The organism is Streptomyces sp. NPDC001750, from assembly GCF_042892615.1.
Taxonomy (GTDB): domain Bacteria; phylum Actinomycetota; class Actinomycetes; order Streptomycetales; family Streptomycetaceae; genus Streptomyces.
On sequence record NZ_JBIAUE010000003.1, the window covers coordinates 378,714 to 404,743 of the forward strand.

The 26,030-nt window shown below is 72.8% G+C and carries 21 protein-coding genes; 9 read left to right on the forward strand and 12 right to left on the reverse strand.

All coding sequences use genetic code 11. The features are described 5' to 3' along the window. The first annotated feature begins 22 nt into the window (after nucleotides 1–22). Genes ACFYY6_RS07790 through ACFYY6_RS07805 form a run of 4 tightly spaced genes read left to right on the forward strand, consistent with a single transcriptional unit; the run spans nucleotide 23 to nucleotide 6,702 of the window. Nucleotides 23–1,132, forward strand: a complete 1,110-nt coding sequence (locus tag ACFYY6_RS07790; protein ID WP_386607698.1) for a Gfo/Idh/MocA family protein — start codon at nucleotides 23–25, stop codon at nucleotides 1,130–1,132. After that, a complete protein-coding gene (locus ACFYY6_RS07795) occupies nucleotides 1,129–1,854 on the forward strand; it encodes a polysaccharide deacetylase family protein (RefSeq protein WP_351524867.1) in 726 nt (241 codons plus the stop codon). The genes ACFYY6_RS07790 and ACFYY6_RS07795 overlap by 4 nt, the downstream gene beginning before the upstream one ends. 44 nt (nucleotides 1,855–1,898) lie before the next feature. After that, complete coding sequence (locus ACFYY6_RS07800) at nucleotides 1,899–4,934, forward strand: alpha-mannosidase (protein ID WP_389192119.1); 3,036 nt, start codon at nucleotides 1,899–1,901, stop codon at nucleotides 4,932–4,934. A 52-nt stretch (nucleotides 4,935–4,986) separates the two neighbouring features. Further along, a complete protein-coding gene (locus ACFYY6_RS07805; protein WP_389192121.1) occupies nucleotides 4,987–6,702 on the forward strand; it encodes a protein kinase in 1,716 nt (571 codons plus the stop codon). 34 nt (nucleotides 6,703–6,736) lie between these two features. On the opposite strand, the gene ACFYY6_RS07810 is transcribed toward ACFYY6_RS07805, so the two are convergent. Next, on the reverse strand, nucleotides 6,737–7,366 hold the full coding sequence (locus ACFYY6_RS07810; RefSeq protein WP_389192124.1) for a hypothetical protein: 630 nt from the start codon (nucleotides 7,364–7,366) through the stop codon (nucleotides 6,737–6,739). Then, entirely contained in the window at nucleotides 7,363–8,163 is an 801-nt protein-coding gene (locus ACFYY6_RS07815; RefSeq protein ID WP_389192127.1) for a hypothetical protein, read from the reverse strand. The genes ACFYY6_RS07810 and ACFYY6_RS07815 overlap by 4 nt, the downstream gene beginning before the upstream one ends. A gap of 225 nt (nucleotides 8,164–8,388) precedes the next feature. On the opposite strand from ACFYY6_RS07815, the gene ACFYY6_RS07820 reads away from it, so the two are divergent. Then, a complete protein-coding gene (locus tag ACFYY6_RS07820; RefSeq protein WP_388650515.1) occupies nucleotides 8,389–9,060 on the forward strand; it encodes an RNA polymerase sigma factor in 672 nt (223 codons plus the stop codon). Beyond that, the gene (locus tag ACFYY6_RS07825) at nucleotides 9,057–10,139 is read left to right on the forward strand and encodes a CU044_5270 family protein (RefSeq protein ID WP_389192130.1); all 1,083 of its coding nucleotides are present in this window, start codon (nucleotides 9,057–9,059) and stop codon (nucleotides 10,137–10,139) included. The genes ACFYY6_RS07820 and ACFYY6_RS07825 overlap by 4 nt, the downstream gene beginning before the upstream one ends. Nucleotides 10,140–10,169: 30 nt before the next feature. Here ACFYY6_RS07825 and ACFYY6_RS07830 read toward each other — a convergent pair whose 3' ends face one another. From ACFYY6_RS07830 to ACFYY6_RS07850, 5 genes are all read right to left on the reverse strand, one after another. Continuing rightward, the gene (locus ACFYY6_RS07830; protein WP_351526168.1) at nucleotides 10,170–11,144 is read right to left on the reverse strand and encodes an alpha/beta fold hydrolase; all 975 of its coding nucleotides are present in this window, start codon (nucleotides 11,142–11,144) and stop codon (nucleotides 10,170–10,172) included. A 129-nt stretch (nucleotides 11,145–11,273) separates the two neighbouring features. Further along, a complete protein-coding gene (locus ACFYY6_RS07835) occupies nucleotides 11,274–14,066 on the reverse strand; it encodes a hypothetical protein (protein WP_389192133.1) in 2,793 nt (930 codons plus the stop codon). 166 nt (nucleotides 14,067–14,232) lie between these two features. After that, on the reverse strand, nucleotides 14,233–15,159 hold the full coding sequence (locus ACFYY6_RS07840; RefSeq protein ID WP_351524574.1) for a carbohydrate ABC transporter permease: 927 nt from the start codon (nucleotides 15,157–15,159) through the stop codon (nucleotides 14,233–14,235). After that, entirely contained in the window at nucleotides 15,159–16,190 is a 1,032-nt protein-coding gene (locus tag ACFYY6_RS07845) for a sugar ABC transporter permease (protein WP_351524573.1), read from the reverse strand. The genes ACFYY6_RS07840 and ACFYY6_RS07845 overlap by 1 nt, the downstream gene beginning before the upstream one ends. Nucleotides 16,191–16,246: 56 nt before the next feature. Continuing rightward, on the reverse strand, nucleotides 16,247–17,629 hold the full coding sequence (locus ACFYY6_RS07850) for an extracellular solute-binding protein (RefSeq protein WP_351524572.1): 1,383 nt from the start codon (nucleotides 17,627–17,629) through the stop codon (nucleotides 16,247–16,249). A 228-nt stretch (nucleotides 17,630–17,857) separates the two neighbouring features. Here ACFYY6_RS07850 and ACFYY6_RS07855 point away from each other — a divergent pair, with 228 nt between their 5' ends. The 3 genes from ACFYY6_RS07855 to ACFYY6_RS07865 all read left to right on the forward strand — a co-directional run bounded on the left by ACFYY6_RS07855 (nucleotide 17,858) and on the right by ACFYY6_RS07865 (nucleotide 20,456). Further along, nucleotides 17,858–19,663: a hypothetical protein gene (locus tag ACFYY6_RS07855; RefSeq protein ID WP_389192135.1), complete on the forward strand. Its 1,806-nt coding sequence runs from the start codon at nucleotides 17,858–17,860 to the stop codon at nucleotides 19,661–19,663. Between the two features lie 84 nt (nucleotides 19,664–19,747). Beyond that, the gene (locus ACFYY6_RS07860) at nucleotides 19,748–20,062 is read left to right on the forward strand and encodes an FAD-dependent oxidoreductase (protein WP_386608804.1); all 315 of its coding nucleotides are present in this window, start codon (nucleotides 19,748–19,750) and stop codon (nucleotides 20,060–20,062) included. Between the two features lie 79 nt (nucleotides 20,063–20,141). Beyond that, nucleotides 20,142–20,456, forward strand: coding sequence for a hypothetical protein (locus tag ACFYY6_RS07865; RefSeq protein ID WP_389192138.1), 315 nt, complete (start codon nucleotides 20,142–20,144; stop codon nucleotides 20,454–20,456). Between the two features lie 59 nt (nucleotides 20,457–20,515). Here ACFYY6_RS07865 and ACFYY6_RS07870 read toward each other — a convergent pair whose 3' ends face one another. The 5 genes from ACFYY6_RS07870 to ACFYY6_RS07890 all read right to left on the reverse strand — a co-directional run bounded on the left by ACFYY6_RS07870 (nucleotide 20,516) and on the right by ACFYY6_RS07890 (nucleotide 25,885). After that, complete coding sequence (locus ACFYY6_RS07870) at nucleotides 20,516–20,647, reverse strand: hypothetical protein (RefSeq protein WP_389192141.1); 132 nt, start codon at nucleotides 20,645–20,647, stop codon at nucleotides 20,516–20,518. Then, nucleotides 20,629–21,519, reverse strand: coding sequence for an alpha/beta fold hydrolase (locus ACFYY6_RS07875; protein ID WP_389192144.1), 891 nt, complete (start codon nucleotides 21,517–21,519; stop codon nucleotides 20,629–20,631). The genes ACFYY6_RS07870 and ACFYY6_RS07875 overlap by 19 nt, the downstream gene beginning before the upstream one ends. A gap of 255 nt (nucleotides 21,520–21,774) precedes the next feature. Next, a complete protein-coding gene (locus ACFYY6_RS07880) occupies nucleotides 21,775–22,995 on the reverse strand; it encodes an aromatic acid exporter family protein (protein ID WP_351524568.1) in 1,221 nt (406 codons plus the stop codon). A gap of 108 nt (nucleotides 22,996–23,103) precedes the next feature. Next, nucleotides 23,104–24,255, reverse strand: coding sequence for a glycosyltransferase (locus ACFYY6_RS07885; RefSeq protein ID WP_386608807.1), 1,152 nt, complete (start codon nucleotides 24,253–24,255; stop codon nucleotides 23,104–23,106). A 142-nt stretch (nucleotides 24,256–24,397) separates the two neighbouring features. Continuing rightward, on the reverse strand, nucleotides 24,398–25,885 hold the full coding sequence (locus tag ACFYY6_RS07890) for an APC family permease (RefSeq protein ID WP_389192147.1): 1,488 nt from the start codon (nucleotides 25,883–25,885) through the stop codon (nucleotides 24,398–24,400). Between the last annotated feature and the right edge of the window lie 145 nt (nucleotides 25,886–26,030).

Consider the following 26,030-nt stretch of genomic DNA (forward strand, 5'->3'; position numbering starts at 1 on the left):
GCACTCAGCCTGGACGGCCCCCGTGACTGTGACCCCCTACCGTGTCCTGCTCGTCGGCGCGGGCAACATCGCCCGCGCCGTCCACCTGCCGGCGTTCCTCGAACTGCCCGCGGACTTCCGTGTGGCCGGTGTCGTCGACACCGATCCGGCCGCGGCCCGCTCCCTCGCCGCCGACTTCTCGATCCCGCACCACTCCGCCGACCTCCCCGCCTCGCTGGGCGAGGTCCGGCCCGATCTCGTCGTCGTCGCCTCACCACCCGTCGCCCACCGGGAACAGGTCGTCGCCGCGCTGCGGGCCGGGGCGTGGGTCTGGTGCGAGAAACCGCCCGCGCTCAGTCTCGCCGAGTACGACGCCATGACCGCGGCGGAGGGCGAACAGGGCCCGTACGCGCCGATCGTCTTCCAGCACCGGTTCGGATCGGGTGCCGAACACGCCAGGGCCCTCATCGCCTCCGGAGAACTCGGGCCGCCGCTGGTCGCCCACTGCCAGACGACCTGGTACCGCGACGACGCGTACTACGCGGTGCCCTGGCGCGGGACGTGGGCGACGGAGGGCGCGGGCCCCGCCCTGGGGCTCGGCATCCACCAGATCGACCTGCTGCTCGACCTGCTCGGGGAATGGGCGGAGATCCGGGCCATGGCGGGCCGGCTGGCCCGCGACGTGGAGACCGACGACGTCACCACCGCCACCGTCCGGTTCGCCTCGGGCGCGCTGGCCACCGTCGTCAACAGCGCCCTTTCACCGCGCCAGTCCAGCCATCTGCGGATCGACCTGCGGGATGCGACGATCGAGCTGAACCACCTGTACGGCCACGGCAACGACGACTGGACCTACACCCCGGCGCCGGGGATCGAAGCCGCACGGGCCGCGGCCTGGGCCCGCCCGGCCGAGAACGTCCCCAGCTCGCACGCCGCACAGCTCCGTTCGCTGCTGGCCGACATGCGGGCGGGCCGACGGCCCCGGGCGAGCGCCGGGGACGGCCGCCGCGCCCTGGAGCTGATCAGCGCGATGTACAAGTCCGCGCTCACCGGACGTCCCGTCCTGGCCGGTGAGATCGCCCCGGGCGATCCGTTCTACACGGCGCTGCACGGCTCCGTGCCCGGCTGGGCGCCCGAGGGGTCCCGGCGGTGACCGGCAGGGCGGACCGGCGGACCGACCGCGCTCTCCTGCTCACCTTCGACGACCGGCACGTGCGCGAATGGGCCGCCACCGCACCGCTGTTCGCGCGGTACGACGCCCGTGTCACGTTCTTCGTCTGCGAACCCGACCGGCTCGACCGGGACGAGACGCGGCTGCTGCGCCGCCTCGCGGACGACGGCCACACCGTCGGATGCCACGGTCTGCGGCACGAGCGGGCGCCGGACTTCGTCGCCGCGCACGGCGCGGGCGCCTACCTGGAACGGGAGGTGGTGCCCGCCCTGGAGTCGCTGCGCCGCCTCGGATTCCCGGCCCGGAGCTTCGCCTATCCGTGCAGTGCCCGCGACGAGACCACCGACTGGCTGCTGCTCGCGCTGTTCGAGCGGCTGCGCGGCGGTGTTCCGGTGGACCGCCGCGCCGATCCGACCCTCGCCGACGAACTGCGCGTCCCCGCCGCCGAACTGTCCGCCCGGCGGGTGCTGCCGGGCTGCTCGGTGGACTCCGGACGCGGAGCCGTGGCGTACGAGGACGATCTGACCGGCGTGGTCGCGGCGCTGCGCCGGACCGCCGACGTCGGCGGCGTCACCACGCTCTACGCCCACTGCGTCGCCGAGGCCCACGAGGCCAACCATGTGACCCCGGCCCGGCTGGAGCGACTTCTGGCCCTGGCCGGGGAGCTGTCGCTGCCCTGCGTGGGCTTCGACGAACTGCCGTGAACCGCCTCCCCGCCGCACCCACCCATCAGAGAGACCCTGCCTTCATGCATGACGACCGCACACTGACCGAGGAACGCCTCGACCGCGTCCTGCGCGAGCGCGTCCGCCCCGCCGTCCACCCCCGCTCCGTCCCCCTGCGCTTCGAGGTCTGGCACGCGCCCGGCGAGCCCGTGCCCTTCGACGAGGCCGTGGGCGCCGTCTACGGGCCGGGCGCGGTCGGCGACGCCTGGGGGCCCGCCTGGGGCACCAGCTGGTTCCGGGTGACCGGCCGCGTCCCGAAGGACTGGGCGGGCGAGACCGTCGAGGCCGTGATCGACCTCGGCTTCGCCCGGGACCGGCCGGGATTCTCCGCCGAGGCACTGGCCCACCGGCCGGACGGCAGTGTCGTCAAGGCGCTCAACCCGCGCAACACCTGGCTGCGGATCGGCGAACGGGTCACGGGCGGCGAGGAGTTCACGTACTACCTGGAGGCGGCCGCCAATCCGGAGATCCTGGACGGCGTCAGCGCGCTCGGCGACCGGGAGACCGCGGGCGACGAGCCGCTGTACCGCGTCGAGCGGATGGACCTCGCCGTGTTCGACCGGCAGGTCTGGGAACTCGTCCAGGACCTGGAGGTGCTGGACCAGTTGATGCGACAGCTGCCGGTCGGTTCGGCGCGCCGCTGGGAGATCCTGCGCGCGGTGGAAGGCGCGCTGGACGCGTTGGACCTGGACGCCGTCGGCGCGAGCGCCCCGGCCGCCCGGGAGGTCCTGCGGCCGGTGCTCTCCTCCCCCGCGCACGCCTCCGCACACCGGATCTCGGCGGTGGGCCACGCGCACATCGACTCGGCATGGCTGTGGCCGCTGCGCGAGACGGTCCGCAAGGTCGCCCGCACCACCTCCAACGTGCTGGCGCTGATGGACGACCATCCGGAGTTCGTCTTCGCGATGTCGCAGGCGCAGCAGCTGGACTGGCTGCGGGAACACCACCCGGAGCTGTACGCGCGGGTGAAGGAGAAGGTCGCGTCCGGGCAGTTCGTCCCGGTGGGCGGGATGTGGGTGGAGTCGGACACCAACATGCCGGGGTCGGAGGCGCTGGCCCGGCAGTTCGTGCACGGCAAGCGGTTCTTCCTGGAGGAGTTCGGGATCGAGACCGAGGAGGTGTGGCTGCCCGACTCGTTCGGTTACTCGGCGGCGCTGCCGCAGCTGGTCGCGCTCTCCGGTTCACGCTGGTTCCTCACCCAGAAGATCTCGTGGAACACTACGAACCGGTTTCCCCACCACTCGTTCCTCTGGGAGGGGCTGGACGGCACGCGGGTGTTCACGCACTTCCCGCCGGTGGACACCTATGTGGCCGAGCTGTCCGGCGAGGAACTCGCGCACGCCGAGCGGAACTTCCGGGACAAGGGGCACGCCACCCGCTCGTTGGTGCCGTTCGGCTGGGGCGACGGGGGCGGCGGCCCCACCCGCGAGATGCTGGCGCGGGCGGACCGGCTGGCGGACCTGGAGGGTTCGCCCCGGGTGGCGGTCGAGAAGCCGGCGGACTTCTTCACCGCGGCCGAGGCCGAGTACGGGCGTGTGCCGGTGTGGCTGGGCGAGCTGTACCTGGAGCTGCACCGGGGCACCTACACCTCGCAAGCGCGGACCAAGCAGGGCAACCGGCGCAGTGAGCACCTGCTGCGGGAGGCGGAGCTGTGGGCGGCGACCGCCGCGGTCAGGACCGCCTTCCGCTACCCGCACGAGGAGCTGGACCGGATCTGGAGGACGGTGCTGCTGCACCAGTTCCACGACATCCTGCCGGGTTCGTCCATCGCCTGGGTGCACCGCGAGGCGGAGGCCGTGTACGCCCGGATCGCCGAGGAGCTCGAAACCGTGATCGGGGCGGCGCAGCGGGGGCTCTCCGGTTCGCCGGACGGGGGTGGCACGGTCGTCTTCAACGCGGCTCCGCACGAGCGGTCCGGGATCGCGGCGGGCGGCGCGGCGCTCGCCGCGGATCGGTCCGAGGGGCCGCAGGCGCCGGTCGTGGTCGAGGCGGTCGACGGGGGCTTTCTGCTGGACAACGGGCTGTTGCGGGTGACGGTGGACGCCCGGGGGCTGGTGGTCTCGGTGGTCGACCTGGTGGCCGGCCGCGAGACGGTCGCACCGGGCCGTGCGGCGAATCTGCTCCAGGTCCATCCGGACCTGCCCAACCACTGGGACGCCTGGGACGTCGACGCGTTCTACCGGAACACGGTGACCGATCTGACCGGGGCGGAGGCGGTGCGGCGTGTCGGTGACGGGGTCGAGGTGGTGCGCGCCTTCGGGGCGTCCCGCGTCACGCAGGTGCTGTCGCTGCGTCCGGGCGCCCGGCGGCTGGACATCGACACCGAGGTCGACTGGCACGAGCGGGAGAAGTTCCTGAAGGCGGCGTTCCCGATCGACGTGCGGGCCGAACACTCCACGGCGGAGACCCAGTTCGGGCACGTGCGGCGGCCGACGCACACCAACACCAGTTGGGAGGCGGCGAAGTTCGAGATCTGTGCCCATCGGTTCTTGCACGTCGGTGAGCCGGGCTGGGGCGCGGCGCTGGTCAACGACTCGACGTACGGACACGATGTGACGCGCACGGTCCGGGAGGACGGCGGCACCACGACGACGGTGCGGCTGTCGCTGCTGCGGGCGCCCCGCTATCCCGACCCGGAGACCGACCAGGGGGTGCACCGCCTGCGGTACGCGTTGCTGCCGGGTGCGACGGTCGGCGACGCGGTGCGCGAGGGCTGGTGGTTCGGCCTGCCCGAACGCCGGGTGCCGGGGAGCGCCGCGGTGGTGCCGCTGGTCTCCGTCGACGACGACGCGGTGGTCGTGACGGCGGTGAAGCTCGCGGACGACGGGAGCGGGGACGTGGTGGTCCGGTTGCACGAGGCCCACGGCGGGCGTGCCTCGGCGCTTCTGACGACCGGCTTCGCCCTGGCCGGCGCGGCCGTCACGGACCTGCTGGAGCGTCCGCTCGCCGACACGTCCGACGGGTCCGGGGCGGCCGCGGCGGAGGGCGGCGGGGTGCGGCTGCGCCTGCGGCCGTTCCAGATCCTGACGCTGCGGCTGACGCCGAACGGCGACGCGTGAGGGCGCGGGGCGGGTGCGGGGCGCCGCGCACCCGCCCCGTAGGCTCTGCTCCATGAACGCTGGGGGGCCTGTGCGCCGCGTGATCGACGACCGCTTCGAACTGGTGAACAGGCTGGGCAGCGGCGGCATGGGCATGGTGTGGCGCGCGCGTGACCTCGCGCTCCACCGCGATGTGGCGCTCAAGGAGGTACGGCCCCCGGACCCCGCGCTCGCGGAGAACGACCCGGAGTCGGCCCGGATGCTGCGCGAGCGGGTGCTGCGCGAGGCCCGGGCGCTGGCCCGCCTCGACCACCCGGGCGTGGTCACGGTCCATCACATCGTCGACGGCGGCGACCACGTCTACCCGTGGATCGTGATGGAACTGGTGCCGGGCATGTCGCTGGCCGAGCGTCTCACCGAGGGCACGCTCACCCCCGTCGAGGCCGCCCGGCTGGGCCGCGGGGTGCTGTCCGCGCTGCGCGCCGCCCATGCCGCGGGCATCCACCACCGCGACGTCAAGCCCGCCAACGTCCTGCTGCGGCCGGACGGCAGCCCGGTGCTCACGGACTTCGGTATCGCGGCGATCCGTGAGTCCACGAGTCTGACGGCCACCGGCTCCATCATCGGCTCGCCCGACTACATGGCGCCCGAGCGGATCCGGGGCGAGGAGGGCGATCCCTCGTCGGACCTGTGGTCGCTCGGGATGATGCTGTACGTGGCCGTCGAGGGCCGGCATCCGCTGCGCAGGGCGACCACGCTGGCCACGCTGGCCGCCGTGCTCGACGAGAAGATCCCGCCGCCCCGTCGGGCCGGTGCGCTGGCCCCGGTGCTGACCGCGTTGCTGACCCGGGACACGGCCGCGCGGCCGGGCCCGGAGGAACTGGACCGGATGCTGGAGGCGGTCGCCTCCCCGGCGGACGCTCCGGTCGCCTCCCCGGCGGCCGGGCCGGTGGACGAGCCTCCGGCCCCGCCCCGCGCCTCCGTGCCGCCGCAGGACGCGGTGCCGCCCGGTCACCGGCCGAGCGGCCCGACGACCGTGCTGCCGACCACCGCGTTGCGTCCGTCCGCCGTTCCCGAGCCTCCGCGTCCCGCGCCGCTGGGCGAGCACGAGGTCCGCCGCCGGGTGCGTCGGAACCGGGCCGCCGCGCTCTCGACGGCTCTCGCGGGGACCGCCCTGACCGGTGCCCTGGTGTGGGCCCTGCTGCCCGCCCCGGACACGAAGGCCACCGGCGGCCCGGTGTCCGCCCGGCACCACCCCTCCGACGGCCCCGCGGCCCCAGCGCCGAAACAGACGCGACCGGAGACGAAGGACACGGCGGAGCCCGAAGAGGCGCGAAAGGGTGACCTGCTGACGCCGGACGGGGCCAGGTCCGTCATCGCCGCGCTCGAACGGGCCACGGGCGACAGCCGGATCACCTCCTTCACGCTGTACGCGGAGTTCGCGAGGATCGAGGCCCCGGTGAAGGCCGACAAGAACCTGTACGACGTCTACACGTACCGGGACGGCAAGGTGACCCGTGACCGGGCCGGCGGCACGCTCATGCCGAACGACAAGGTGGTGGATCTGCGGAAGTACGACTGGGACGTGCTCCCGGCGCTGATCCGCCGTGCGGACAAGGAGCTGGGGATCGCCGAGCCGACCAGCCACTACGTGGACATCGATCCGGCCTCACCGTTCGACGGCTACCAGCCGACAATGAGCGTCTACGTCTCCGACGAGTACGGCGGCGCGTATCTGCGGGCCGACGTGCGCGGCAAGGTGCTCAAGCAGTACCCGCGCGGCGGCTGACCCGCGCCGGGTCCGGCCCGCGCGGCGGGCGGGGTCAGCCCAGCACGCGGACCAGCCCCAGCAGCACGGCCGCGAACGCCGCGCTCGCCACGAAGGTCCACAATCCGGCCGGCGCCGCGCCGACGCCCTGCTTCACCTCGGCGGGCGGGGTGATGCCGTTCGCCCGGGCCAGCCATTCACGCGGCGGGTTGTCGGGGATGACGACCCGCCAGGGCTGCTCGGGGTCGTACTCGACGACCCCTCTGGACCGGTGCAGCAGTCCCTGCACGTCCAGCGGGTGCCGGACCTGGACCCGGTACGCGGGCAGCCCGTCGGGCACCACGGTCAGGTCGAAGGCGAACACGGACTCCAGCGACTGCCCGTCGCGCGCGAGCCGCCCGGTCCGTTTGTCGACCGCCCTCACCTCGTGGACCAGAGCGGGGGCGAAGGCGCGCGGGCCGCCGGGGCGCAGTCCGCGGACGAGCATGTCCGACTGCGACAACTCGCCCACCTTGCCGAACACCACCAGGGCCAGGGCCGTCGCGGGGAGGCCGACCAGCAGGAGCCAGCGGGGTCCGTCGAGGGCACCGTGCACGAGCGCGGCGAACGCGAGCCCCGCGGCGACCACGGACAGCACACTGAGCGCGTTGACGAACCGGCGGACGGAGGACAGCGGTCGGTTCATGCGGGGCTCGGCACCTTTCGGCGGGAGACGGCGACCCTGGTGCGGGCGGGGTCGTCGGGGCGGTCGACGTCGTACACGGCACGGACGTCGCGTTGCAGAGCGACGCGTTCCACGACCGCGGGGACCCGGTGGCGCACCCCGGCGGCGTCGTCGAACACGACCACGACCTCGCCGTACTTGCCGCCCGCCGACCGCCAGCCCTCCAGCACCGCGTCGGCCGTGGCGCAGCGGCGGGAGAGACGGCGCAGTCCCGCGGTGCGGCGCAGGCTCACGGCGGCACCCCACCAGGCGGCGAGGCAGCCCGCCCCGGCGATGGTCCACAGGAACGTGAGCCACGCGGAGACGGACAACTCCATGAACGGGAAGAAGATGTGGAAGGAGGTGGTGGAGTCGTGGTCGACGCGGCCCTCCGCCAGCGCGTCGTACCAGCCCGCGACGGCGGCGACCGCGCTGAGCGCGACCATCGCGCCGGGCGTGGCGCGGTGCAGGAACCGGGCGGAGATCAGGCCGAGGACGACGGCCGAACCCAGCCCGACGATCGGGGCCGCCGACGCGAACTGGTCGCTGGCGCAGCCGCCCGTCCCGTCGCAGGTCCATCGCACACCGGCCGCCTCGTTGCTGGCGATGTACCAGACCATCCAGACCTGCCACGCCATCAGCAGGCAGGCGGTGGCCCGCATCATCTGGCCGTAGGCCCTCTGCCGCACTGTCCGCCCCTGGTCGTCGCCGGTCACGGGGCCGCGACGGGCCCCGGTGGACCATACATGCGCCGTCCAGTACCTGTCCGTGATCCGCACCACCCCGACCGGACCGGAGGGGAGCGGCGAACTCCCTGGCGTGGCCCGTCGGGGTGGCGCGTCGGCGGGGTACGGAAGAAGTGTTCACGATCTGCACTGCCCCGACGGAACCCGGAGTTCCCGTGGCCTGAGTCACATCGAGCGGGGCGCCCCTTCGGCACGCATGTGACACAGGTCACCGGAACCGCGGCAACGGAAGTGGCAGAGCAGGGTGTGGAAACACTCATGAGGAATCGCCTCCGCCACGGGGACCGCGATGCCCTGGGAGAGCTGTACGACGAGCACGCCCAGGTGCTGTACCGCTATGCCCTGCGGGTGACGGGCGACTGGGCCGAGGCCGAGGACGTCGTCTCGGTGACCTTTCTGGAGGCGTGGCGCGGCCGGGAGGGACTGCGCCCCGACGGGGACAGCCTGAGACCGTGGCTGCTGGGCATCGCGACCAACGTCATGCGGCGCGACGCACGCGCGCGGCGGCGTCGTGACATCGCGCTCGCCCGGGTCCCGGAGCGCGGTTCGGTGCCGGACTTCGTGGACGATCTCGTCACGCACCTCGCGGACACCGAGCAGCTGCGTGCCGCGCACACCGCGCTGGCCCGGCTGCGCCCCCGTGACCGCGAGGTCTTCACTCTCGTCGTCTGGGCCGGGCTGGACTACGAATCGGCGGCCGAGGCGCTCGGTGTGCCGGTGGGCACCGTCCGGTCGCGGCTGTCCCGCGCCCGTGCCCGGCTGCGCGAGCTGACCGACGCCGAGGCCCGCACCGCCCGCGCGCGGACAGTGCGGGGCGTCGCCGGACGGCTCCGCGCGCGCAGGAGCGGTCCTCTCCCCTCCGTCACCGACCGGCCCTCCCCGGGCCGCCTTTGCGCGGCCCGCCCTCTGACCCAGGAGAAGCTCGGATGAACACCGCACCGTGGCGTCGTACCGGCCACCGGTCCGAGGAGATCGACCGCCCGGACCTCACCGGTCCGCTGCCCCCGCCCCCGGTCCCCGGCCTGTCCCCGGACCGGGAAGTGCTGCTGCGGGAGGCGCTGTTGCGCGAGGCCGCCCGGAACCGTGCGCCCGGTGGTGCCGGCGCCCGGGCCGCGCGCCCGCGCCGGCATCCGGTCAGGTTCGCGGTACCGGCGCTCGCCTGCGCCCTGGCGGCCGTCGGCGTGGTGGCGCTGGACCTTCCGGACCGCGGTGCCGCGCCGGTCGCCGAACGGCACGTCGCCGCGCCCGGGGCGGCCCGGCTCCTCGACCGGGTCGCCCTCGCCGCCGCCCGGACGCAGCGGCCCGCGCTCCGCGCCGATCAGTTCGTGTACGTCGAGAGCAGGGTCGCGTACGCCGCGCAGAGCGCCGGCGGCGGGCCGGTGACGATGCCTCCGGCGCACCGGCGGCAGGTGTGGTCGTCCGCCGACGGAGGCCGCGCCGGTCTGCTGCGCGAGGAGGGCGGGCCCGAGACCCGGCTCGGCGCCGACGCGCCGGTCCACGGCCTCGACCACCGGGGCGCGACGCCCGGACCCGGAGCCTCGCGCACGACGGGCCCGTCGGTCACCGAACCCACCCACCGGTTCGTCGCGTCGCTGCCCACGGACCCGGACGCGTTGCTGGAACTGATCCGGCACGAGACCCGGGGACAGGGCCGGGACCCGGACCAGCGGGCGTTCACCGCGATCGGCGAGCTGCTGGCCGAGACCTGGGCGCCGCCCGCGGTGGAGGCCGCGCTGTACCGGGCCGCCGCGCTGATCCCCGGTGTCACGGTGGTCCGGGCGGCGGCCGACGCGGCGGGGCGCGAGGGCGTCGCCGTCGCGCGCACGGCGTACGGGCAGCAGACGCAGTGGGTCTTCGACCGGACGACGTACGCGTTCCTCGGCGAGCGCACGGTGCTCGCGCGGGCCGGGGACGCGGGTCCCGCCGGGACCGTCGTCGGTGCCTCTGCGGTCCTGGTCAGGGCCGCCGTCGACCGCGCGGGCGAGCTCCCCGCGCCGGGGGCGGCGTAGGGCCCGGGGCGCCGCACCCGTCGGGGCGCCTCAGCGGGCCCGCCGGAGGATCCGCGGCACCCAGCGGAGCTGAGCGGCCTCCTGGAACACGGCCCCGCCCTCGTGTCCGTTGAACGGGTACACCTCGATCTCCTTCTCGCCCCGGTACGCGTTGTGCGCGGCGAAGACCGTGGAGGGAGGGCAGGTCTGGTCCTGGAGCCCGACGGAGAACAGCGCGGGAGCGTCGCTCCGTGCGGCGAACGACACCCCGTCGAAGTACGACAGGGTGCGCAGGACCCGCTCCTCCTTGCCCCGGTGCATCCGGAGGTACCGGGCTATCTCGGCGTACGGATCGGCGTCGGTGAGCGTGACGGCCCGTTCGAAGTGGCAGAGGAACGGCACGTCGGCGGCGACGGCCGCCACGTCCGGGACCAACGCGCCGACCGCGAGGGCGATGCCGCCGCCCTGGCTGCCGCCGAGCACGACCGTGCGGGCGGGATCGGCGAGCGGGTGGGAGCGGGCCGCCTCCACCGCGCGCACGGCGTCGGCGTGGACACGGCGGTAGTAGTACCGCTCCGGGTCCTCGATGCCGCGGGTCATGAACCCGGCGTGGGAGGGGCCGGAGCCGACCGGGTCGGGGGTGTCCCCGACGTTGCCGCCGCCGCCCTGGCCGCGTACGTCCATGACGAAGTGGGCGAAGCCCGCCAGCGGCCACAGGCCCCAGCAGTGCGGCAGGCTGCGCCCGCCGTTGTAGCCGTGGAACTGGACGACGAGCGGGAGCGGGCCCTCCGCGTGCGCGGGCGCGCTGAACCAGCCCCTGACCGGGTGGCCGCCGAAGCCCGCGAAGGTGGTGTCCCAGGTGCGCAGCCCGGTCAGCCCGGTCCCGACGGGCTCGAAGGAGACCGCGGGGTCGTGGGCGCGGGTCCCGGCCAGGGTCCTCGCCCAGAAGTCGTCGAAGTCGTCCGGCTCGTCGATCCGTGGCCGGTAGTCGCGCAGTTCGTTCAGCGGCAGGTCGAACAGGGCCATGGGGCTGGTCTCCTCACGATGGGTCGGGAAGCGGTGGGGCGGCCGACGGTGGAGCGGGAGGTGTCGGACACCGAGTGGCGGGGCCGGGCGCTGTCAGGTGCGCCCGGCCCCGCCCGTTCGGGGAGGGGATCAGTCGGTCAGCTGGACGGCCCGCAGGCCGGCGGCGCTCTTGGCGTTGTTGGCGATGGACCCGCCCCACTCGGTCCAGCCGCGGGCGCGTCCGTCGTTGTCGCTGTCGTTGACGACGAAGCCGAGCCCGATGGACGCGGTGGGCTTGCCGGTCAGGCCGAGCGATGCCCATGGCACCGTCACCGTGTAGCGGGTGGTGGTGCCGTCACGGGTGATCCGGGCGGTGGCGCCGGGGGTCGGGCCCGCGGACTGGCCGGCCGGTGCGCGCCAGGTGTACACCTGCGGCTTGCCGCCGACGAGCGAGGCGCCGACCTCGACGTACTGCTTGCTGCGGCCCGGCGCCCGGGGGGTGACGGCGAACTGGATGCTGTCGCCCTGCCACATGTCCTCGGCGGTGGTGGCGGGCTGGGCCAGGACGTTGTCCGTGATCACGCCCTTGAACACGAGGCCGGCGTCGGTGTACTGGGGGCGGACGGTGCCGGACAGGTCGGCCGCGCCGTTGTATCCGCCCTTGTAGCTCACGGAGCCGTCGGCGATGACGTCGATGGGGGTGGTGGTTTCGGTGCCGGCCGGCTGGACGGAACCCCAGCCGTTCCAGGCGCCCACGGCGGTCCTGGCTCCGTCGGGGGTGTTGATGTAGGCCGCCGTCCAGTAGCGCTTCCACTGCTTGATGTTGCGCGCGTCCACGGTGTACGAGGTACTGGACCCCGCGCCGACCTCGATCGGACCGTCGATGGTGCCCCGGTCCAGGTAGTTGGCGCCCTCGTTCACCTGCCAGTCCAGCTTGGTGAGTTCGAGCGGGCCGTGGGCGCGGTTGTTGGTGACGGTGACCTTGAACGCGGCGGCGAACGGGGCCGCCTGCTTCACCACCGGGTCGAAGGTGACCTGGGTCGGTGGCACCACCTCGGTGTCGGAGGTCAGGCGGGCGAGGTTCACCGGCCCGAGCCCGACCGTGCCGCTCACCGTGCGCGGGCCGGTGAGGGCCGAGGTGGGCAGCTGGACGTTCTGACGGACGACCTTGCCGGGCTCGGCGGTCACCCGGTGCCTCTCCCCGGCGATCCGGAAGTCGTAGCGCAGCGGCAGCGTCCGGCCCTTGGTGCCGTCCACCTGGAGCACCGCGTCGACGCTCTCCTCGGTGTTGGAGTGCTGCGGCAGCCGGAGGGAGAACACGGGCCCGCTCACGGCCTCGACCGCGCTGACCGCGCCCTTGACGTACAGCACCGTGCCGTCGATGCCGAGCTGCACCTTGCCGCCGACCGGGAGGTACGTCTTGTCGTGGCCCATCTGGTCGGTGACGGTGACCGGGCCACTGGCGGTCAGCTCCGCCGTTCCCGGCGTCGCGGCCGTGGTGTAGAGCGCCCGGACGGTGTCGGTTCCGGTGCCGAAGCGGTACGAGCGGACGTCGGCGGAGCCCGCGTCGTCACGGCCCGCGTAGGCACGGCCCGCGAGCTGCCGGATCAGGACGCCCTCGGTGACCACGGACGGCTTGGGCTGCCAGGCCCTGACCTCGGCGGTGGGGCGCTTGAAGGCGCCGAAGTTGTGTTCCTTGTTGGTGGCGTCGGTGCCGTCGTTGGTGAGGTCGTACCAGTAGTAGCGGTTGACGCCCGAGGCGAAGGAGAAGATCTGGGCGCGCGGCACGTACGCGGCCTGCTGAGCGGGGGTGACGCCGTCGCTGTGGGTCGGGTAGCCGTTCTCGGTGATCCAGAGCGGGAAGTTCTTGCCGCCCGCCGCGTCCAGGTCGGCGCGTACCTGCGGCAGTTTCTCCAGCGCGGCCTCGGGCGGGTTCGGGTAGCCGTAGTGGTGAACGCTCAGCGCGTTCATGTAGTTCAGGCCACCGATCGCGTACAGCCGCTTCAGCCAGTCGGTCTGGAGACCGGCCAGCCCGCCGCCGACGACGGTGGCGTCCGGGACCTTGGCGTGCACCTTGCCGTAGCTCGCCTTGAGCAGCTTGAGGTAGCAGTCGGCGGTGATGCCGCAGGTGCCGTTGTTGAAGCCGGTGGAGTTGTACTCGTTGTAGATCTCGATTTCCTTCGAGGACTGCCGGTACTTCTCCACCGCGGCGGCGGTGAACTTCCCGTAGGCCTCGAGCGCCTCGTCGGAGGCAGGGGTCCGGTTGCCGTCGTAATGGGGGTTCCGGTAGCCGGAGATGGGCAGGGCGGTCAGTCCCTGCGACTTGGCGTACGGGATGTGCTGGTCGGTGGAGTAGCTGCTCCAGGAGTACGTGCCGGGTGTCTTCTCGATGGCGCCCCAGTTGATGTCGGAGCGGATCCCGTGCATGCCCATCAGCCTGACCGAGCGCAGCAGCTTCTGGTCGTCGCCGTCGTTCCACCCGTAGTGGATGCCCGTGCCGAAGCGCACGTCCCGCTGTTCCGCGCCGGTCAGCGCGGTCAGCACGCCGAAGTTCGCGGTCCGGGTGGTGGTTCCGGCCGTGGCCTGGAGCGTGTAGTAGCCGCTGCCGAGTTGCGCGACGTCGACGGTGGCGGTGCCGCCCGACACCGGTGCGGTTCCGGAGGCGGCGGTCAGGCCCTGGTCGTCGAGGGCCTTCCAGGCCACCGACGCCTGGTCGGAGGCGAGCGTGATCTTCGCCTGTCCCTTGATGAAGAGGAGGTCGGGCGAGGTGACGGTCAGGGTGCCGGCCGCGTGGGCGACCCGGGCCGTACCGGGCAGGGGCGCGGCCACCAGCAGGCAGCCGAGCAGGGCGGCGGCCGTGCCCCATGCGGCGGGCCGCGCGACGCGGCCCCCTATTCTGGCCGGTGCCAGGGGACCTGGCCGGATCGTGCCGTTCTGTTCCATCGAGGCAACCTCTCGATCGGATCGGCGCGGTGCTTCCTTGGGGTTCCCGGGTGGTGTGCTCCGTCGGCCGTACTCCGGCGGAGCACACCGGTCCTGAGCCGTCGGCGCGCACCGCTGCCGCCGTCGGCCGGCGCGGACCCGGTCCGCGCCCGTTCCCGGGTGGTGCTCATCCCTTGAGGCCGGTGAAGCCTCCCCCGCCGCGTACGATCTGCCGCTGGAAGATCAGGAACAGCACGACCGGGGGCAGGATGGCGAGCAGCATCCCGGCGATGAGCAGCGACTGCTCCGCCGTTTCCGCGAGGCGCGGAAGGGCGGCGGAGATCGGCTGCTTCTCGGTGTCCGAGATGACGATCAGCGGCCAGAGGAAGTCCTTCCAGGAGTTCATGACCGTCAACAGGGTCACCACCGCGAGGATCGGCCGCGACATGGGCAGCACGATCCGGCGGAAGATGATCAGCGGGCCCGCGCCGTCGACCTCGGCGGCCTCGAACAGCTCGCGCGGGATGCCGTCGAAGAACTTCATCACGATCAGCACGGTGAAGGCGCTGGCGGCGTGCGGCAGCCAGACCCCCCACGGGCTGTTGGCGAGCGAGATGCCGAGGCCCGGCAGGTCGAGCACGGTGAGGTAGAGCGCGACCAGGGAGATGGATCCGGGGACGAAGAGGGTGGCGAGCACCATCCAGCGCACGGGCGCCGCCCACCTGGGGCGCAGCACGGACAGGACGTACCCGCCGGTGGTGGCGACGAGGAGGTGTGCGAGGACGGAGCCGGTGACCAGGACCACGGTGTTCCAGAGGTACTGGCCGACCTGGAGTTCGTTCCAGGCGCGGGAGAGGTTCTCCCACTGCGCGTGGTCGGGCCACAGGGCCAGCGGGTCGCGCAGCAGCTCCTGGGTCGGTGAGACGGCTCCCTTGAAGGTCCAGTACAGGGGCGCCGCGCCGAAGGCGAGCAGCAGCAGGAAGGTGAGGCCCTGGACGGAGCCGAGCGAGACGCGCACGGAGGTCCGTCGCCGGTCGGCGCGGGAGACGAGTCCGCGTCCGCCTTCCTCGGGGCGGTTGCCGCGGCGGATGCGCAGGGGTGTCTGTACGGCCATCAGTTGCTCCAGCTCCTCGTCGCCCGCAGATAGATCGCCGAGAGCGCGCCGAGCACGAGGGCCAGCAGCACGCTGAGCGCGGTCGCGGCTCCGAAGTCGCCGTTCTGGAAGGCGTAGTTGTAGATCAGCATCAGGACGGTGACGGTGGAGTCCTCCGGGCCGCCGTCCGTCATCACGAAGGGCTCGGTGAAGACCTGGAGGGTGCCGATGATCTGGAGCAGCAACATGATCAGGACGACGCCGCGCAGGGACGGCAGGGTGATGTGCCAGACCCGGCGCCAGATGCCCGCGCCGTCGATCTCCGCGGCCTCGTACAGTTCGGTGGGCACGGAGCCCAGCGCCGCCAGGTAGATGATCACGGTGGAGCCGAACCCGGCCCAGGTGGACTCCAGGACGATGGACAGCATCGCGGTGTCGGTGGACTGGAGCCAGGGGTACGGGCCGAGGCCCACATGGGCCAGCAGCTGGTTGAACAGGCCGCCGTCCGGGTCGTAGAACACCTTCCAGAGCAGGACGGAGACCACCGGGGGGATCGCCACCGGGAGGTAGGCGAGGATGCGGAACAGCGTGCCGCCGCGCCGCAGTTCGGCGATGAGCACCGCGAGGAAGAGCGGCAGCGGGAATCCGATCACCAGGGCGAGCACCGCGAACAGCGCGGTGTTCTCCACCGCCGTCCACAGCAGCGGGTCCTGCAGCACGTGCCGGAAGTTGTCCAGGCCCACCCAGGTGGCCGGGCCGATCAGGTTGGTCTGCTCGAAGCTGAGCCGGACGCTCTGGACGATCGGCCACCAGGAGAAGTAGGCGAAGCACAGCACCATGGGCAGGCCGAACAGGATGGTGGTGATCCCTCCCTGCCTGACCCAGCGGACGAACCGCTCCACCGTGCGGGCGCGCCGCGAGGAGGCGGTGCGCGGCGGCTCCTGCGGGGTCCGTGCCCGTTCCGCGGGGTCGTCGTCACCACGCCGTTCGTCCGTCCGGTCCTTGTGGGTGCGGTTCCCGGCGGGCGCCGCAGGCACGTGCGACCTGCTCATGGACGTCTCCTCGCCTCTCCTCGTGCTGTGCTCGGTTCCGACGTGCCGGGCACGTCTCAGTGCTGCGCCCGTTCCACCTGGGACTTGACCTGTGCGGCGGCCTTCTTCAGCTGCTCGGCCGGGTCCGCGTCCTCGCGGGTCAGCACCGCCTGCACGGCGCTGTCGAGGGCCTTGTACACGTTCTGCGCCTCCACCGGCGGCTCGATGACCAGTTCGAACTCACCGAGGGCCTTGCTGTAGGGGGTGAAGTGTTCGACGGGCACGTTGGCCTGCTTGGCGACCGCCTCGTCGACCGGGCCGGCGACGGCGGGCTCGTAGAACGGGACGGCCGGCACGCCGATGACGGCGCCGTCCTTCTTCTTGGCGGCGGCGTCTCGCTCCGCGAGCGCGGGGTCGTACTTGGTGGAGAGGTAGTAGAAGTCGATGAACTTCGCGGCCGCCTCGCGCTGTCGGGGGGTGGCGCGGGGGCTGATCACGGCGATGGTGCCGCCGGCCAGGGTCCGCTTGGCGCTGCCGTCGGTGGGCATGGCGGCCAGTCCGACGGTCCCGGTGTCGCCCTTGTACTGCTGGACGTAGTGGTTGACGGAGCTGGGCCCGGCGATCGTCATGCCGATCTTCCCGGCCGAGAAGTCCTTCTCCACGTCGGTCATGTTGCGCAGTTGGTTCCTGCCCATGGAGTCGTCCGCCCACCGCATCTGCTTGAGCAGGTCGAGGGACTTCTCGGCGCCGCTGCCGGAACGGTCGAAGGTGTTGGCCCACTTGCCACCGGACTCCTCCTGCATGGAGTCGCCGAAGGAGTACGCCATGGCGGTGAGCATCCAGCCGCCGGTGTTCTCCTTGGTCATCTGGGCGTAGCCGGTGGCGCCGGTCCTCTCGGATATCGCCCTGGCCGCGGCACGGACCTCGGTCCACGTGGCGGGCGGCCTGTCGGGGTCGAGCCCGGCCTTCCGGAACAGGTCGCGGTTGTAGAGCAGTCCGAGGGCGTACTCCTCGGTGGGTATGCCATAGATCTTGCCGTCCAGGCCCTTCGCGCTGCCGAGGGCGACCTGGTTGAAGTCCTCACTGTGCTTGAGCTTCTTGAAGTCCTCGGTGAGGTCGGCCACCTGCCTGCGCTTGATCAGGCCCGACATCTCCGTCAGCGGCACCCGGACGATCGTCTCCAGGCTGCCGCCGCCGACCTTGGTCTGGAAACTCTGCTGGTCGTACTGGTACTCGTTCGTCTTGATCCTGATCCCGGGATTGGCCTTCTCGAACTCCGCCACCCGCGCCTTGAAGATCTTGACCGCGGCCGCGTTGGTGGCCGGCGGGCGCCCGGAGACGGTGAGGGTCACCTTGCCGCCGGCTGCGGTGTCGTCGCCGGAACCGGAACACGAGGCAAGCGCACAGACGAGCGCGCCCGCGGTGACGCCCGTCATGGCGATGCGCAGGGAGGGTCTCATCGGGGACTCCATTCAGGACAGACCGGAACTGGCCGGAAAGCGTTTTCCAGCCGGGGTCACCTTGCACCGCTCGATCTCGCCGCGTCAATGGGTCGGTACAGGTCTTCCACCCCCGATTTGCCCACGCGGCCCTTGCCGGAGGGTGACCCTCGCCTTAACCTCTGGAAAGCGCTTCCCAAGCGTTGCCGGAGATCGTCGGACGGACGATCGCGAGCTGGAGGACATCCCGTGCACCCTGTCTGGTCGGCCGCCGAGTACGACCGCGCCCTGCTGCGAGCGGCCCTTTCCGGGGGCGACCGCCACTGGGACCCCGAGGCGAACCTGTTGCGGGTCGAAGCCCCCTACAACCCCATCCACACCCACATCAAGGGCGGTCTCGCACACCCCACCCGCAACTCCCTGCAGTACGCGCTGCTCCTGCTGGAGCGGGGTGCGGCGGGCGACGCCGAGCGCGCCCACGCCGCGATCCTGCGGGTCGCGGAGCTCCAGGACCGGTCCGAGGAGAGCCCGACCTACGGCATCTGGGGCTACTACGCCGAGGAGCCGGCGGCGGAGATGGACCCGCCGGACTGGAACTGGGCGGATTTCCTCGGCATCCAGCTGCTGCTGATCCACGCCCGGCACGGCGACCGCCTGCCCGCACGCGTACGGGACGAACTGCGGGAGTCGGTGCGGCACGCGGCGGCCTCGATCGTCCGCCGGAACGTCCCCATGACGTACACCAATGTCGCCGTGATGGGCACCTTCGTCGCGCTCGCCGCCGGGAAGCTCCTCGACGACGAGGACCTGTTCGCCTACGGCAGGAACCGCATGACGCGGCTGTGCGAGGCGATCGACACCACCGGGAGCTTCACCGAGTTCAACAGCCCGTCCTACTGGGGCGTCGTGCTGCAGACCTTGACGCTGATCCGGGAGCACGTGCGGGACGAACGGGTGCTGGAGCTCAACGACCGGCTGCACGACCGGCTCTGGCTGCACTTCCTGGCCCGCTGGCACCCGCCGACCCGCCAGCTCTCCGGTCCGATGGCCCGCTGCTACAGCAACGACCTCGGCGTTCCGCCGTTCCTGGTGAAGGCGGTGCGCGGGGCGCTGGGCACACCGGAGACCGGCCCGGTCGGCGGGGAGATGTCGATCGGGGTGCACGCCTGTGTCGACTACCGCATGCCCGACTGGGCGGCGGCCCGGCTGGCGGCGCTGGAGGGCGAGCACGAGCACCGGGAGCTGTTCGTCGGATCCGCTCATCCGGAGACCGGGACGACCTGGCTGGACGCGGTCACCACGCTGGGCAGCGTCAACCACCAGGACACCTGGCTGCAGCGGCGCGCGCTGTTCGGGCACTGGGTGCGGCCGGACGGCTCCGCCGGGCATCTGCACGTCCATCTGGTGAGGGACGACGGGGCGGAGGACTTCGACTTCGCCTCGGGGGTCCTGTCCACCGTGCAGAGCGGCCCGCACGTGGCCTGGCTGGCGGGCTTCGCCTGCCCGGCGGGCGACCGGCACCACCACCTCGACATGATCGGGCCGGGAGACCGGTTCCGTACCCGGTCGCTGCGGCTGGTGGTGGACCTGATCGGCGCGCCGCCCGTGCCCGAGGCGATGGAGGTGGAGCGCGGCATCGTACTCGACCTGGGGACGGCGCGGTTGGAATTCCGACTGGCCGGGGGCTCCTTCGGCGGCCGTACGCCCACGGTCGGGCTGGTGCCGCGCGCGGACGGGGCGCGGCTCGAAGTCGTCCTCTTCGAGAGAGCGACCCCGGCCGAGCTGGACTGGGCGGCGGTCGGCGACGCCTTCGCGGCGGGTTCGCTGTCCCTGGTGCCGTCCGACGCGGAGCAGGACCGGGGTCCGGGCCCGGAGGTGGCCACGGCCGGTGAGCACGCCGAGGTGCGCTGGACGACTCCGCGCGGCAACCGGCTCACGCTGCGCGGCGGCCGGTCGGTGGTGTCCCGCGAGGAGCACGCCGCGCTGTACTCGGCGACGCTCGACGGTGCGGCGCCGCCCTCACCCCGTCTTTCGGATTCGAGGCTGGTGCCGTGAACGGGCCCGTGTCCGAAGAACCGTGCCCGTCCGGCCGCGCCCCGGTCCGCGGTCACGCCCACCCGGGAAAGGACCGGACGCGTCATGCGTGAGGAGACCGTGACGAGCGACATCATCGTCGTCGGCGGAGGCCTCGCCGGTGTCTGCGCGGCCATCGCCGCCGCCCGGCTGGGACGGCGGGTCTCCCTCGTCCACAACCGCCCCGTGCCGGGCGGGAATCGAGCAGCGAGGTACGGGTGTGAGTGTGCGGGGCGACCGCGCACGGCACCCAGCGGTGGGCCCGCGAGACCGGCATCATGGGCGAGCTCTGTCCGGAGAACCAGTACCGCAACCCGGAGGGCAATCCGTACCACCGGGACCAGGTGGTCCTGGACGCGCTGCTCGCCGAGCCGAATCTGACCCTCTTCCTCAACACGGACGTGCGCGAGGTCGGCGCCGAGGGCCCCGCCGAGGAGCGCGTGATCCCCTCGGTCACCGGATGGATCAAACGAATGTGTGGCACGCGGCAAACGAGGGGCCGGGCCGGCTGCGGCTCGACTGGGACGCCCCCGTCGTGCTCGGTTCGGTGCGGCTCGTCTTCGACGACGACGTCGACGAGTACTTCAACGACCTGCACCCGCACCGCACACCGTTCGAGATCATGCCGGAGCTGGTACGGGACTACCGCGGCGAGGTGCGGGTGAGCGGCGCCTGGCAGCGGGTGGCCGGGGAGACGGGCAATCGCAGGCGCCACCGCGTCCACCGTTCACGCCGCGCTCGGTCTCGGCCCTGCGGGTGCGGGTCGACGCGATGAACGGCGCGCGCCGCCGCGGATCGTGGCGGTGCGCGCCTGCTCCTGAGAGGTGGTGGAGGTCAGCGGGCGGGGCCCGGCCCGCCGTCGGCAACGCGGCGTCGGCGGGCCGCCGCGACGAGGCCCACGCCGGTCAGGGCGGCCACGCCCGCCAGTCCGCCGAGACCGGCCAGGATCAAGGTGCCGGTGCCCATCGACGCCAGGGCCGAGGTGTCGGGGGCCCGGCCCCCCGCGGCCTGGCGGATGAGGTCGGCGACGGCGTCGGGCGCGACATCATCGCGCTGTGGGAGGCGTCGACCTCGACCGTGTGCGACTTGGCGCGCCGGGCCTCGAAGCGGGCGAGATCCGGCACGACGGCCTTGTCCCCGGTGGCGACGAGTGCCCAGGACGGGATGGTCCGCCAGGCCGCGGCGGTCGCCCGGTCCGTGAACGCGTCCCCGCTGATGGGGCGTTGGGCGGCGGCCAGCCGCGCGGCGGTGTCCGACGGCAGGTCCGCCGCGAGGACTTCGCGGAACCTGTCGGGGTGGACGGACAGATCGGTGCCCTCGGTGCCGTCGGCCTTCTTGAACGGCTTCGGTCTCAGGGCCGAGTTCAGCCGGCCGCCGGTGAACCTCGCTCCCAGGTCGCTCAGCGACTCGCCCTTGTCCGGCATGAACGCGGACACGAACACCAGCGACTTCACCTGCGCGTTCCCCGCGGCGGCGTTGCTGATCACCGCACCGCCGTAGGAGTGGCCGACCAGCACGACGGGACCCCGGACGCCTTTCAGCTCGCCGGCCAGATGTGCGGAGTCACCGGCGAGGCCGCGCAGCGGATTGGCCGGGACCACGACCTGGTAGCCGTCGCTCCGCAGGCGCTGCGCCACGCCGTTCCAGCCCGAGGCGTCGGCGAACGCCCCGTGCACCAGCACCACCGTGGGCTTGCCGTCCGCCGGATCGGCGCCGTCGGCGGCCGCTGCGGGTACGGCCGGCACGGCGACGGCGGCCGCGACCAGGGCCGCGGCGACGGTCCGTCCGCGGCGCCCGGCCGTCCGTGCGCGCGGGGCAGTGGGGGTTGAGGCGGTCATGCTGATCTCTCTTCGTCGGGGAGCGGGGTCGTGAGCCCAGCGTTCCCGGGGTCCAGCCCGGTCGGCGCGACGCGGGAAGCAGCGGAGTGAAACCGGCCGACCGTCCGGGTGAGCGACGGCGGCGCGAGCCGCCGCCCGCCCCGCACCGGCCCGGCATCGGCCCCGCTTCGTTCCGGATCCGGTGCCGCCCGTCCCGGCGCCGCCCGGATCGGGACGGCGCCGGATCCCGGCCCGCGGATCCGGCCGGATCCGGATTCAGCGCCGCTCGGACTCGTCGCCTCCGCCCCGCAGTCTGCGGGACACCGCGCGCAGCCAGGGGTGGCGTTCGTGCGCCTGCGCCGAGCGCCGGTCGAGTTCCCTGCCGAGCCGTTCGGTGCGCTTGTCGATGTCCAGCTCGTCCAGGATCCGGTCGACCTCGGCGAGCAGTGCGCCGTGCAGCTGCCACTGCCGGGGGTGTTCCTGGACGTCCTCCAGGAGCAGCCCCGCCACCCGGTCCCTGGTGGTGCGGCTGACGGCGAGGGCGCGGGCCAGCCGGTCCTCCGCCGCCTCGGCGTTCTCCGCCAGCGGGGTGGTGATCAGCGCCGCGAACGCCTCGACGGCGTCGGCCATCTGCCCGAACAGCTCTCGGAGGGAGTCGGCCACATCGGCGGGGAACAGCGTCTCCTCGGTACGGGCCTTGGCGAGGTCGGTCAGGGTGCGGGACAGCACCCGCAGCACCACGGCGCAGATCTCCAGGGTGTCCAGACCGGTGCGCAGCACGACCCGGTACAGCAGCCCCTGCCGGACACGGGGGTTGAGCGTGAGTCCTTCCTCGGCCTGCCGCAGCGAGGCGTCCACCTCGACGATGTCGTGGTCCAGCCGGCGGGCCTCGTGCAGGCGGTCGGCCGCCCGGGCCACGGGGAGCCGACCGTGGGCGTCCTCACCGATCGCGCGGAACATCGCCCCCATCGACATCGCCAGGCTCTCGATGGAGGCGCCCGCGCTTTGCACCCATACCGGCGGGGCGAAGAGCAGGTTGAACAGCAGGCCCACGCCCGCGCCGATCAGCGTCTCCAGCACCCGGTCCAGCGCCGTGGAGGCGACCTGTGCGACGCCCAGGACGAGCATCGCGCTGATCGCCACCTCGGGCACGAACTCGTCGACCCGCACCAGTCGTCCGATGATCAGCGAAACGAAGATCGTCAGCCCGAGGCTCCACCAGCTGAGGCCGACCAGGGAGCTGAACACGCTGGCGATGACCACGCCGACGACGACCGAGTTCACCCGTCTGATCCCGGTGGTGAGGGTGGCGTAGAGGGTGACCTGTACGACCAGGAGCGCGGTGAGCGGCGCGGTGAGCGGGGCCGGATGCGGCAGGGTCCACACCGCCACGACATAGGCGATGACGGACGCCGCCGTGGAACGCAGGGTCTGTGCCCCGACGGGCTCGGTCGTGCGCCGGACGAGCTTGATCACGGGCTCGGATACTGCTGGCATCTCATTCCCATGCCCGCTGGTGCGCCGCCGCACCGCACCCGGGTCGCGAACCCCACCGTACGGACGTGCCGGAGGCCGGTGGGGCCCGCGGGCCGTGGTGGCGGCGGTTCAGTCGCGGGGGTCGAGGAGGCCGAGCAGTTGCGCGCAGGTGGCCGTGGCCCGTGTCTCGTCGGCCAGCTGCTCGGCCCGGGTCCGGTACGCCGGGTCCTTGAGCACCTGTTCGACGGCGGACCTGATGCGGGAGACGTCGTCGCCGCCGAACGTCACCGCCGCGCCGGCGGAGCCGATCGCCGGGGTGACGGCGAGACCGGCGCCCGCCTCGACGACCAGCCCCGCGTTGAACGGCTGGTCGGCGAAGAGCGGGACGCAGACCAGCGGGAGACCGGCCGCCAGCGCGCCGTAGACCGTGCCCGAACCGCCGTGGCAGACGACGGCGGAGGCGCTGCCGAGGACGTCGTCCTGCGGTACCCACCTCTCCACCCGGACGCCGGGGGGCAGGGGTCCGAGGCTCTCCGGGTCGGTGCCGCGCCCCACCGTGAGCAGCGCCCGCACCGGCAGCCCGTCCATCGCATCGAGCAGCGCCCGGAACAGGTCGGGGGCGGTCGGCAGGGCGCCGACCTCGGAGCCGAGGGTGAGGTAGACCAGCGGTTCCTCGCCGCCGTGCCGCTCCTGCGACGGCGCGGTGTGCGGCCCCGGGACGTGGTAGCGGTGGGTCACGGGGTACGGCGAGGGATCGAGGGAGGCCGGCAGCCGTGTCAGGTACGGGGAGGACCGGAGGCGGTCCGCGATGCCGGGACCGTAGCGGTCGAGCGCGGCGTCCAGCAGCGGGTCGCCCGCGCGCGCGAACCCGGCGGCGCAGATCGCGACCCGGGCGTGCGGGACGCCGTGGCGTTCGGCGGCCACCACCGACGCCGGCTCGTACGTCTCGTGCAGCACGAGGTCGGGGCGCCACTCGCGGCAGGCCTCGTCGAGCGCGGGCAGCAGGGCGTCGGGGTACAGCCGACCGAACACCTCACGGGTCATCAAGGACACGCCCTCGTCCGGTGGCAGGCGGCGCAACCGGTCCATCATCGGCTGCAGTTCGTCGTCCGGGGGGTTCGCGCCGATGCGGTACGGCTGGGGCCGGGACGCCAATAACGCTTCGAGGCCGGGAGGGGCGACGACGAGGACGTCGTCGCCCCGTGCCGTGCACGCGTCGATGAAGGGAACCAGGGGGTCGAAGTGGCCCGAGCCGCGGGTCGAGGCGAAGAGAACACGCATGGTGCGAGCGTAGGTAGCCCCGGGCCGCTCGCACAGGGGCGCTTTCCGCCTCGTTCGGTGTCTTCGGGGCGTGCGCGATGGCGTGATCGGACCGGGCTCGCGCGACGGCGCGGGCCGTGCCGCGCCGTGCGCGTCGGCGCGGTCAGGCCGGCGGGTCCTGCTCGGGGCGCCGGTCCTGCACCTTGGTCCGGTACAGCCAGAGCAGTACGGAGAACACCAGGACGGCGAGCGCCACGCCCAGTTCGGTGTAGCCGCCGTACCCGGTGATGGAGAAGCCGGTCGCGCCCACCACCAGCACCACGGCGAGGAACGCGGCCAGCGCCCAGGCCAGCGGCACGAAGAAGGCGGGCAGCCGGATGGGCCGCACGGCGTCGGGGCGGTCCTTGCGCAGCAGCGCGAAGCCCGAGACCGCCAGCACATGGGCGAGGATGTATCCCAGGTTGCCGGTGACGATGATGGCCAGCGGTGTCTGAAGCACCGTCAGCACGAGGACGTTCAGGATCAGGGCCACCAGCAGCGCGCGGGCCGGCACCCCGCGCCGGTTCAGCACCCCGACCTGTCTGACGGTGAGTCCGGCCCTGCCCATCTCGTACAGCACCCGGGAGCCGTCGGCGAGTCCGGTGATCATGATGAGCAGCAGCGAGGCGACGAGGAAGACCACCATCAGGTCGGAGGCGCCGCCCACCAGGTCCTGGAAGGCGCCGACGTAGAACGTGGTGGGGTCCTCACCGATGACCTTCTCGCCGACGTAGCCGGACAGGGCCAGGGGCAGCAGGACGAAGACGCCGAGGCAGAACAGCACCCCGGCGCGCAGGGCGCGGGTGGTGTCGCGGACGGTGTCCTTGTACTCCGGCGCGAAGGTCGCGCACACCTCCACGCCGAACGACGTCCACGCCATCACGTACAGCCAGACCAGCGCCTCGCGCAGTCCGGCGGCTCCGTGCAGGTTCCAGTGCAGGCCCTGTGCGCTCCAGTCCCCGGAGAGCAGGGGCATCACGATGAAGACGACGAGGGGGATCAGCAGCGCGCCGCCGGTGACGTAGACGACCCACATGGCGACGTGCAGGCCGATCATGGCGGCGCCGAACAGCAGCAGCATCACGAGCAGGCCGAGCGCGATGGGGAAGTCCACCTTCAGCGGCCCGTACTCCACGCTCCAGTCCTGGCCGGGGAACCACTGGGCCTGGACGAACGAGCCGATGATCCCGGAGTAGACGGCGAGGGCCGTCGTCCAGGGGAACCAGTAGCCGATGCTCGCGATCGGGCCGACCACGGGGGCCCGCTTCTTCCAGCCCTCGGTCGCGTAGTGGGCGATCCCTCCGGAGGAGTCGGGGAACATCGCGGCGAGTTCGGTGTAGATCCAGTTGGTGGCGGTCGCCAGCACCATGGAGACCGCCCACAGGGCGATGGCGCCCCAGGCGCCGAGGCCGCCGATGGAGGCGCCGAGCGAGGCGATGAGCGCGGCGGGCATGGTCAGCGACATCGCGAACCCGTCGAACCAGTTCATCTTCTTCGGCAGTGCCGGGGCGGCCCCGCCCGCCGTGGGATCCGGCGCGGAGGCACCGGACGACGCCCCGGGGTCCGGTGCGGGCGACGGGGGCGGGGCGGGGGTCTTCGGCTGGGACGGCATGACGTTCCCCTCACGGTGGGCGCGACGGTCGGCGCGGCAGGAGTGTCGGTGGGCCCCGGTTATAGGCGAGCGAAAAATACCTGTCAATACTCACGAACACGCAGTGATCGAATGCCCTGATTGCTGATCCAGCAGTCTTGACAGT

What these genes read in the sequence shown, in the direction of transcription:
- ACFYY6_RS07830 (WP_351526168.1), bottom strand. Translation starts at nt 11,144, where the DNA reads ATGGCCCTGTTCGACCTGCCGCTGAACGAACTGCGCGACTACCGGCCA.
- ACFYY6_RS07860 (WP_386608804.1), top strand. Translation starts at nt 19,748, where the DNA reads ATGCGTGAGGAGACCGTGACGAGCGACATCATCGTCGTCGGCGGAGGC.
- ACFYY6_RS07810 (WP_389192124.1), bottom strand. Translation starts at nt 7,366, where the DNA reads ATGAACCGACCGCTGTCCTCCGTCCGCCGGTTCGTCAACGCGCTCAGT.
- ACFYY6_RS07800 (WP_389192119.1), top strand. Translation starts at nt 1,899, where the DNA reads ATGCATGACGACCGCACACTGACCGAGGAACGCCTCGACCGCGTCCTG.
- ACFYY6_RS07885 (WP_386608807.1), bottom strand. Translation starts at nt 24,255, where the DNA reads ATGCGTGTTCTCTTCGCCTCGACCCGCGGCTCGGGCCACTTCGACCCC.
- ACFYY6_RS07820 (WP_388650515.1), top strand. Translation starts at nt 8,389, where the DNA reads ATGAGGAATCGCCTCCGCCACGGGGACCGCGATGCCCTGGGAGAGCTG.
- ACFYY6_RS07825 (WP_389192130.1), top strand. Translation starts at nt 9,057, where the DNA reads ATGAACACCGCACCGTGGCGTCGTACCGGCCACCGGTCCGAGGAGATC.
- ACFYY6_RS07805 (WP_389192121.1), top strand. Translation starts at nt 4,987, where the DNA reads ATGAACGCTGGGGGGCCTGTGCGCCGCGTGATCGACGACCGCTTCGAA.
- ACFYY6_RS07875 (WP_389192144.1), bottom strand. Translation starts at nt 21,519, where the DNA reads ATGACCGCCTCAACCCCCACTGCCCCGCGCGCACGGACGGCCGGGCGC.
- ACFYY6_RS07870 (WP_389192141.1), bottom strand. Translation starts at nt 20,647, where the DNA reads ATGGGCACCGGCACCTTGATCCTGGCCGGTCTCGGCGGACTGGCGGGC.
- ACFYY6_RS07880 (WP_351524568.1), bottom strand. Translation starts at nt 22,995, where the DNA reads ATGCCAGCAGTATCCGAGCCCGTGATCAAGCTCGTCCGGCGCACGACC.
- ACFYY6_RS07890 (WP_389192147.1), bottom strand. Translation starts at nt 25,885, where the DNA reads ATGCCGTCCCAGCCGAAGACCCCCGCCCCGCCCCCGTCGCCCGCACCG.
- ACFYY6_RS07850 (WP_351524572.1), bottom strand. Translation starts at nt 17,629, where the DNA reads ATGAGACCCTCCCTGCGCATCGCCATGACGGGCGTCACCGCGGGCGCG.
- ACFYY6_RS07840 (WP_351524574.1), bottom strand. Translation starts at nt 15,159, where the DNA reads ATGGCCGTACAGACACCCCTGCGCATCCGCCGCGGCAACCGCCCCGAG.
- ACFYY6_RS07865 (WP_389192138.1), top strand. Translation starts at nt 20,142, where the DNA reads ATGGATCAAACGAATGTGTGGCACGCGGCAAACGAGGGGCCGGGCCGG.
- ACFYY6_RS07835 (WP_389192133.1), bottom strand. Translation starts at nt 14,066, where the DNA reads ATGGAACAGAACGGCACGATCCGGCCAGGTCCCCTGGCACCGGCCAGA.
- ACFYY6_RS07845 (WP_351524573.1), bottom strand. Translation starts at nt 16,190, where the DNA reads ATGAGCAGGTCGCACGTGCCTGCGGCGCCCGCCGGGAACCGCACCCAC.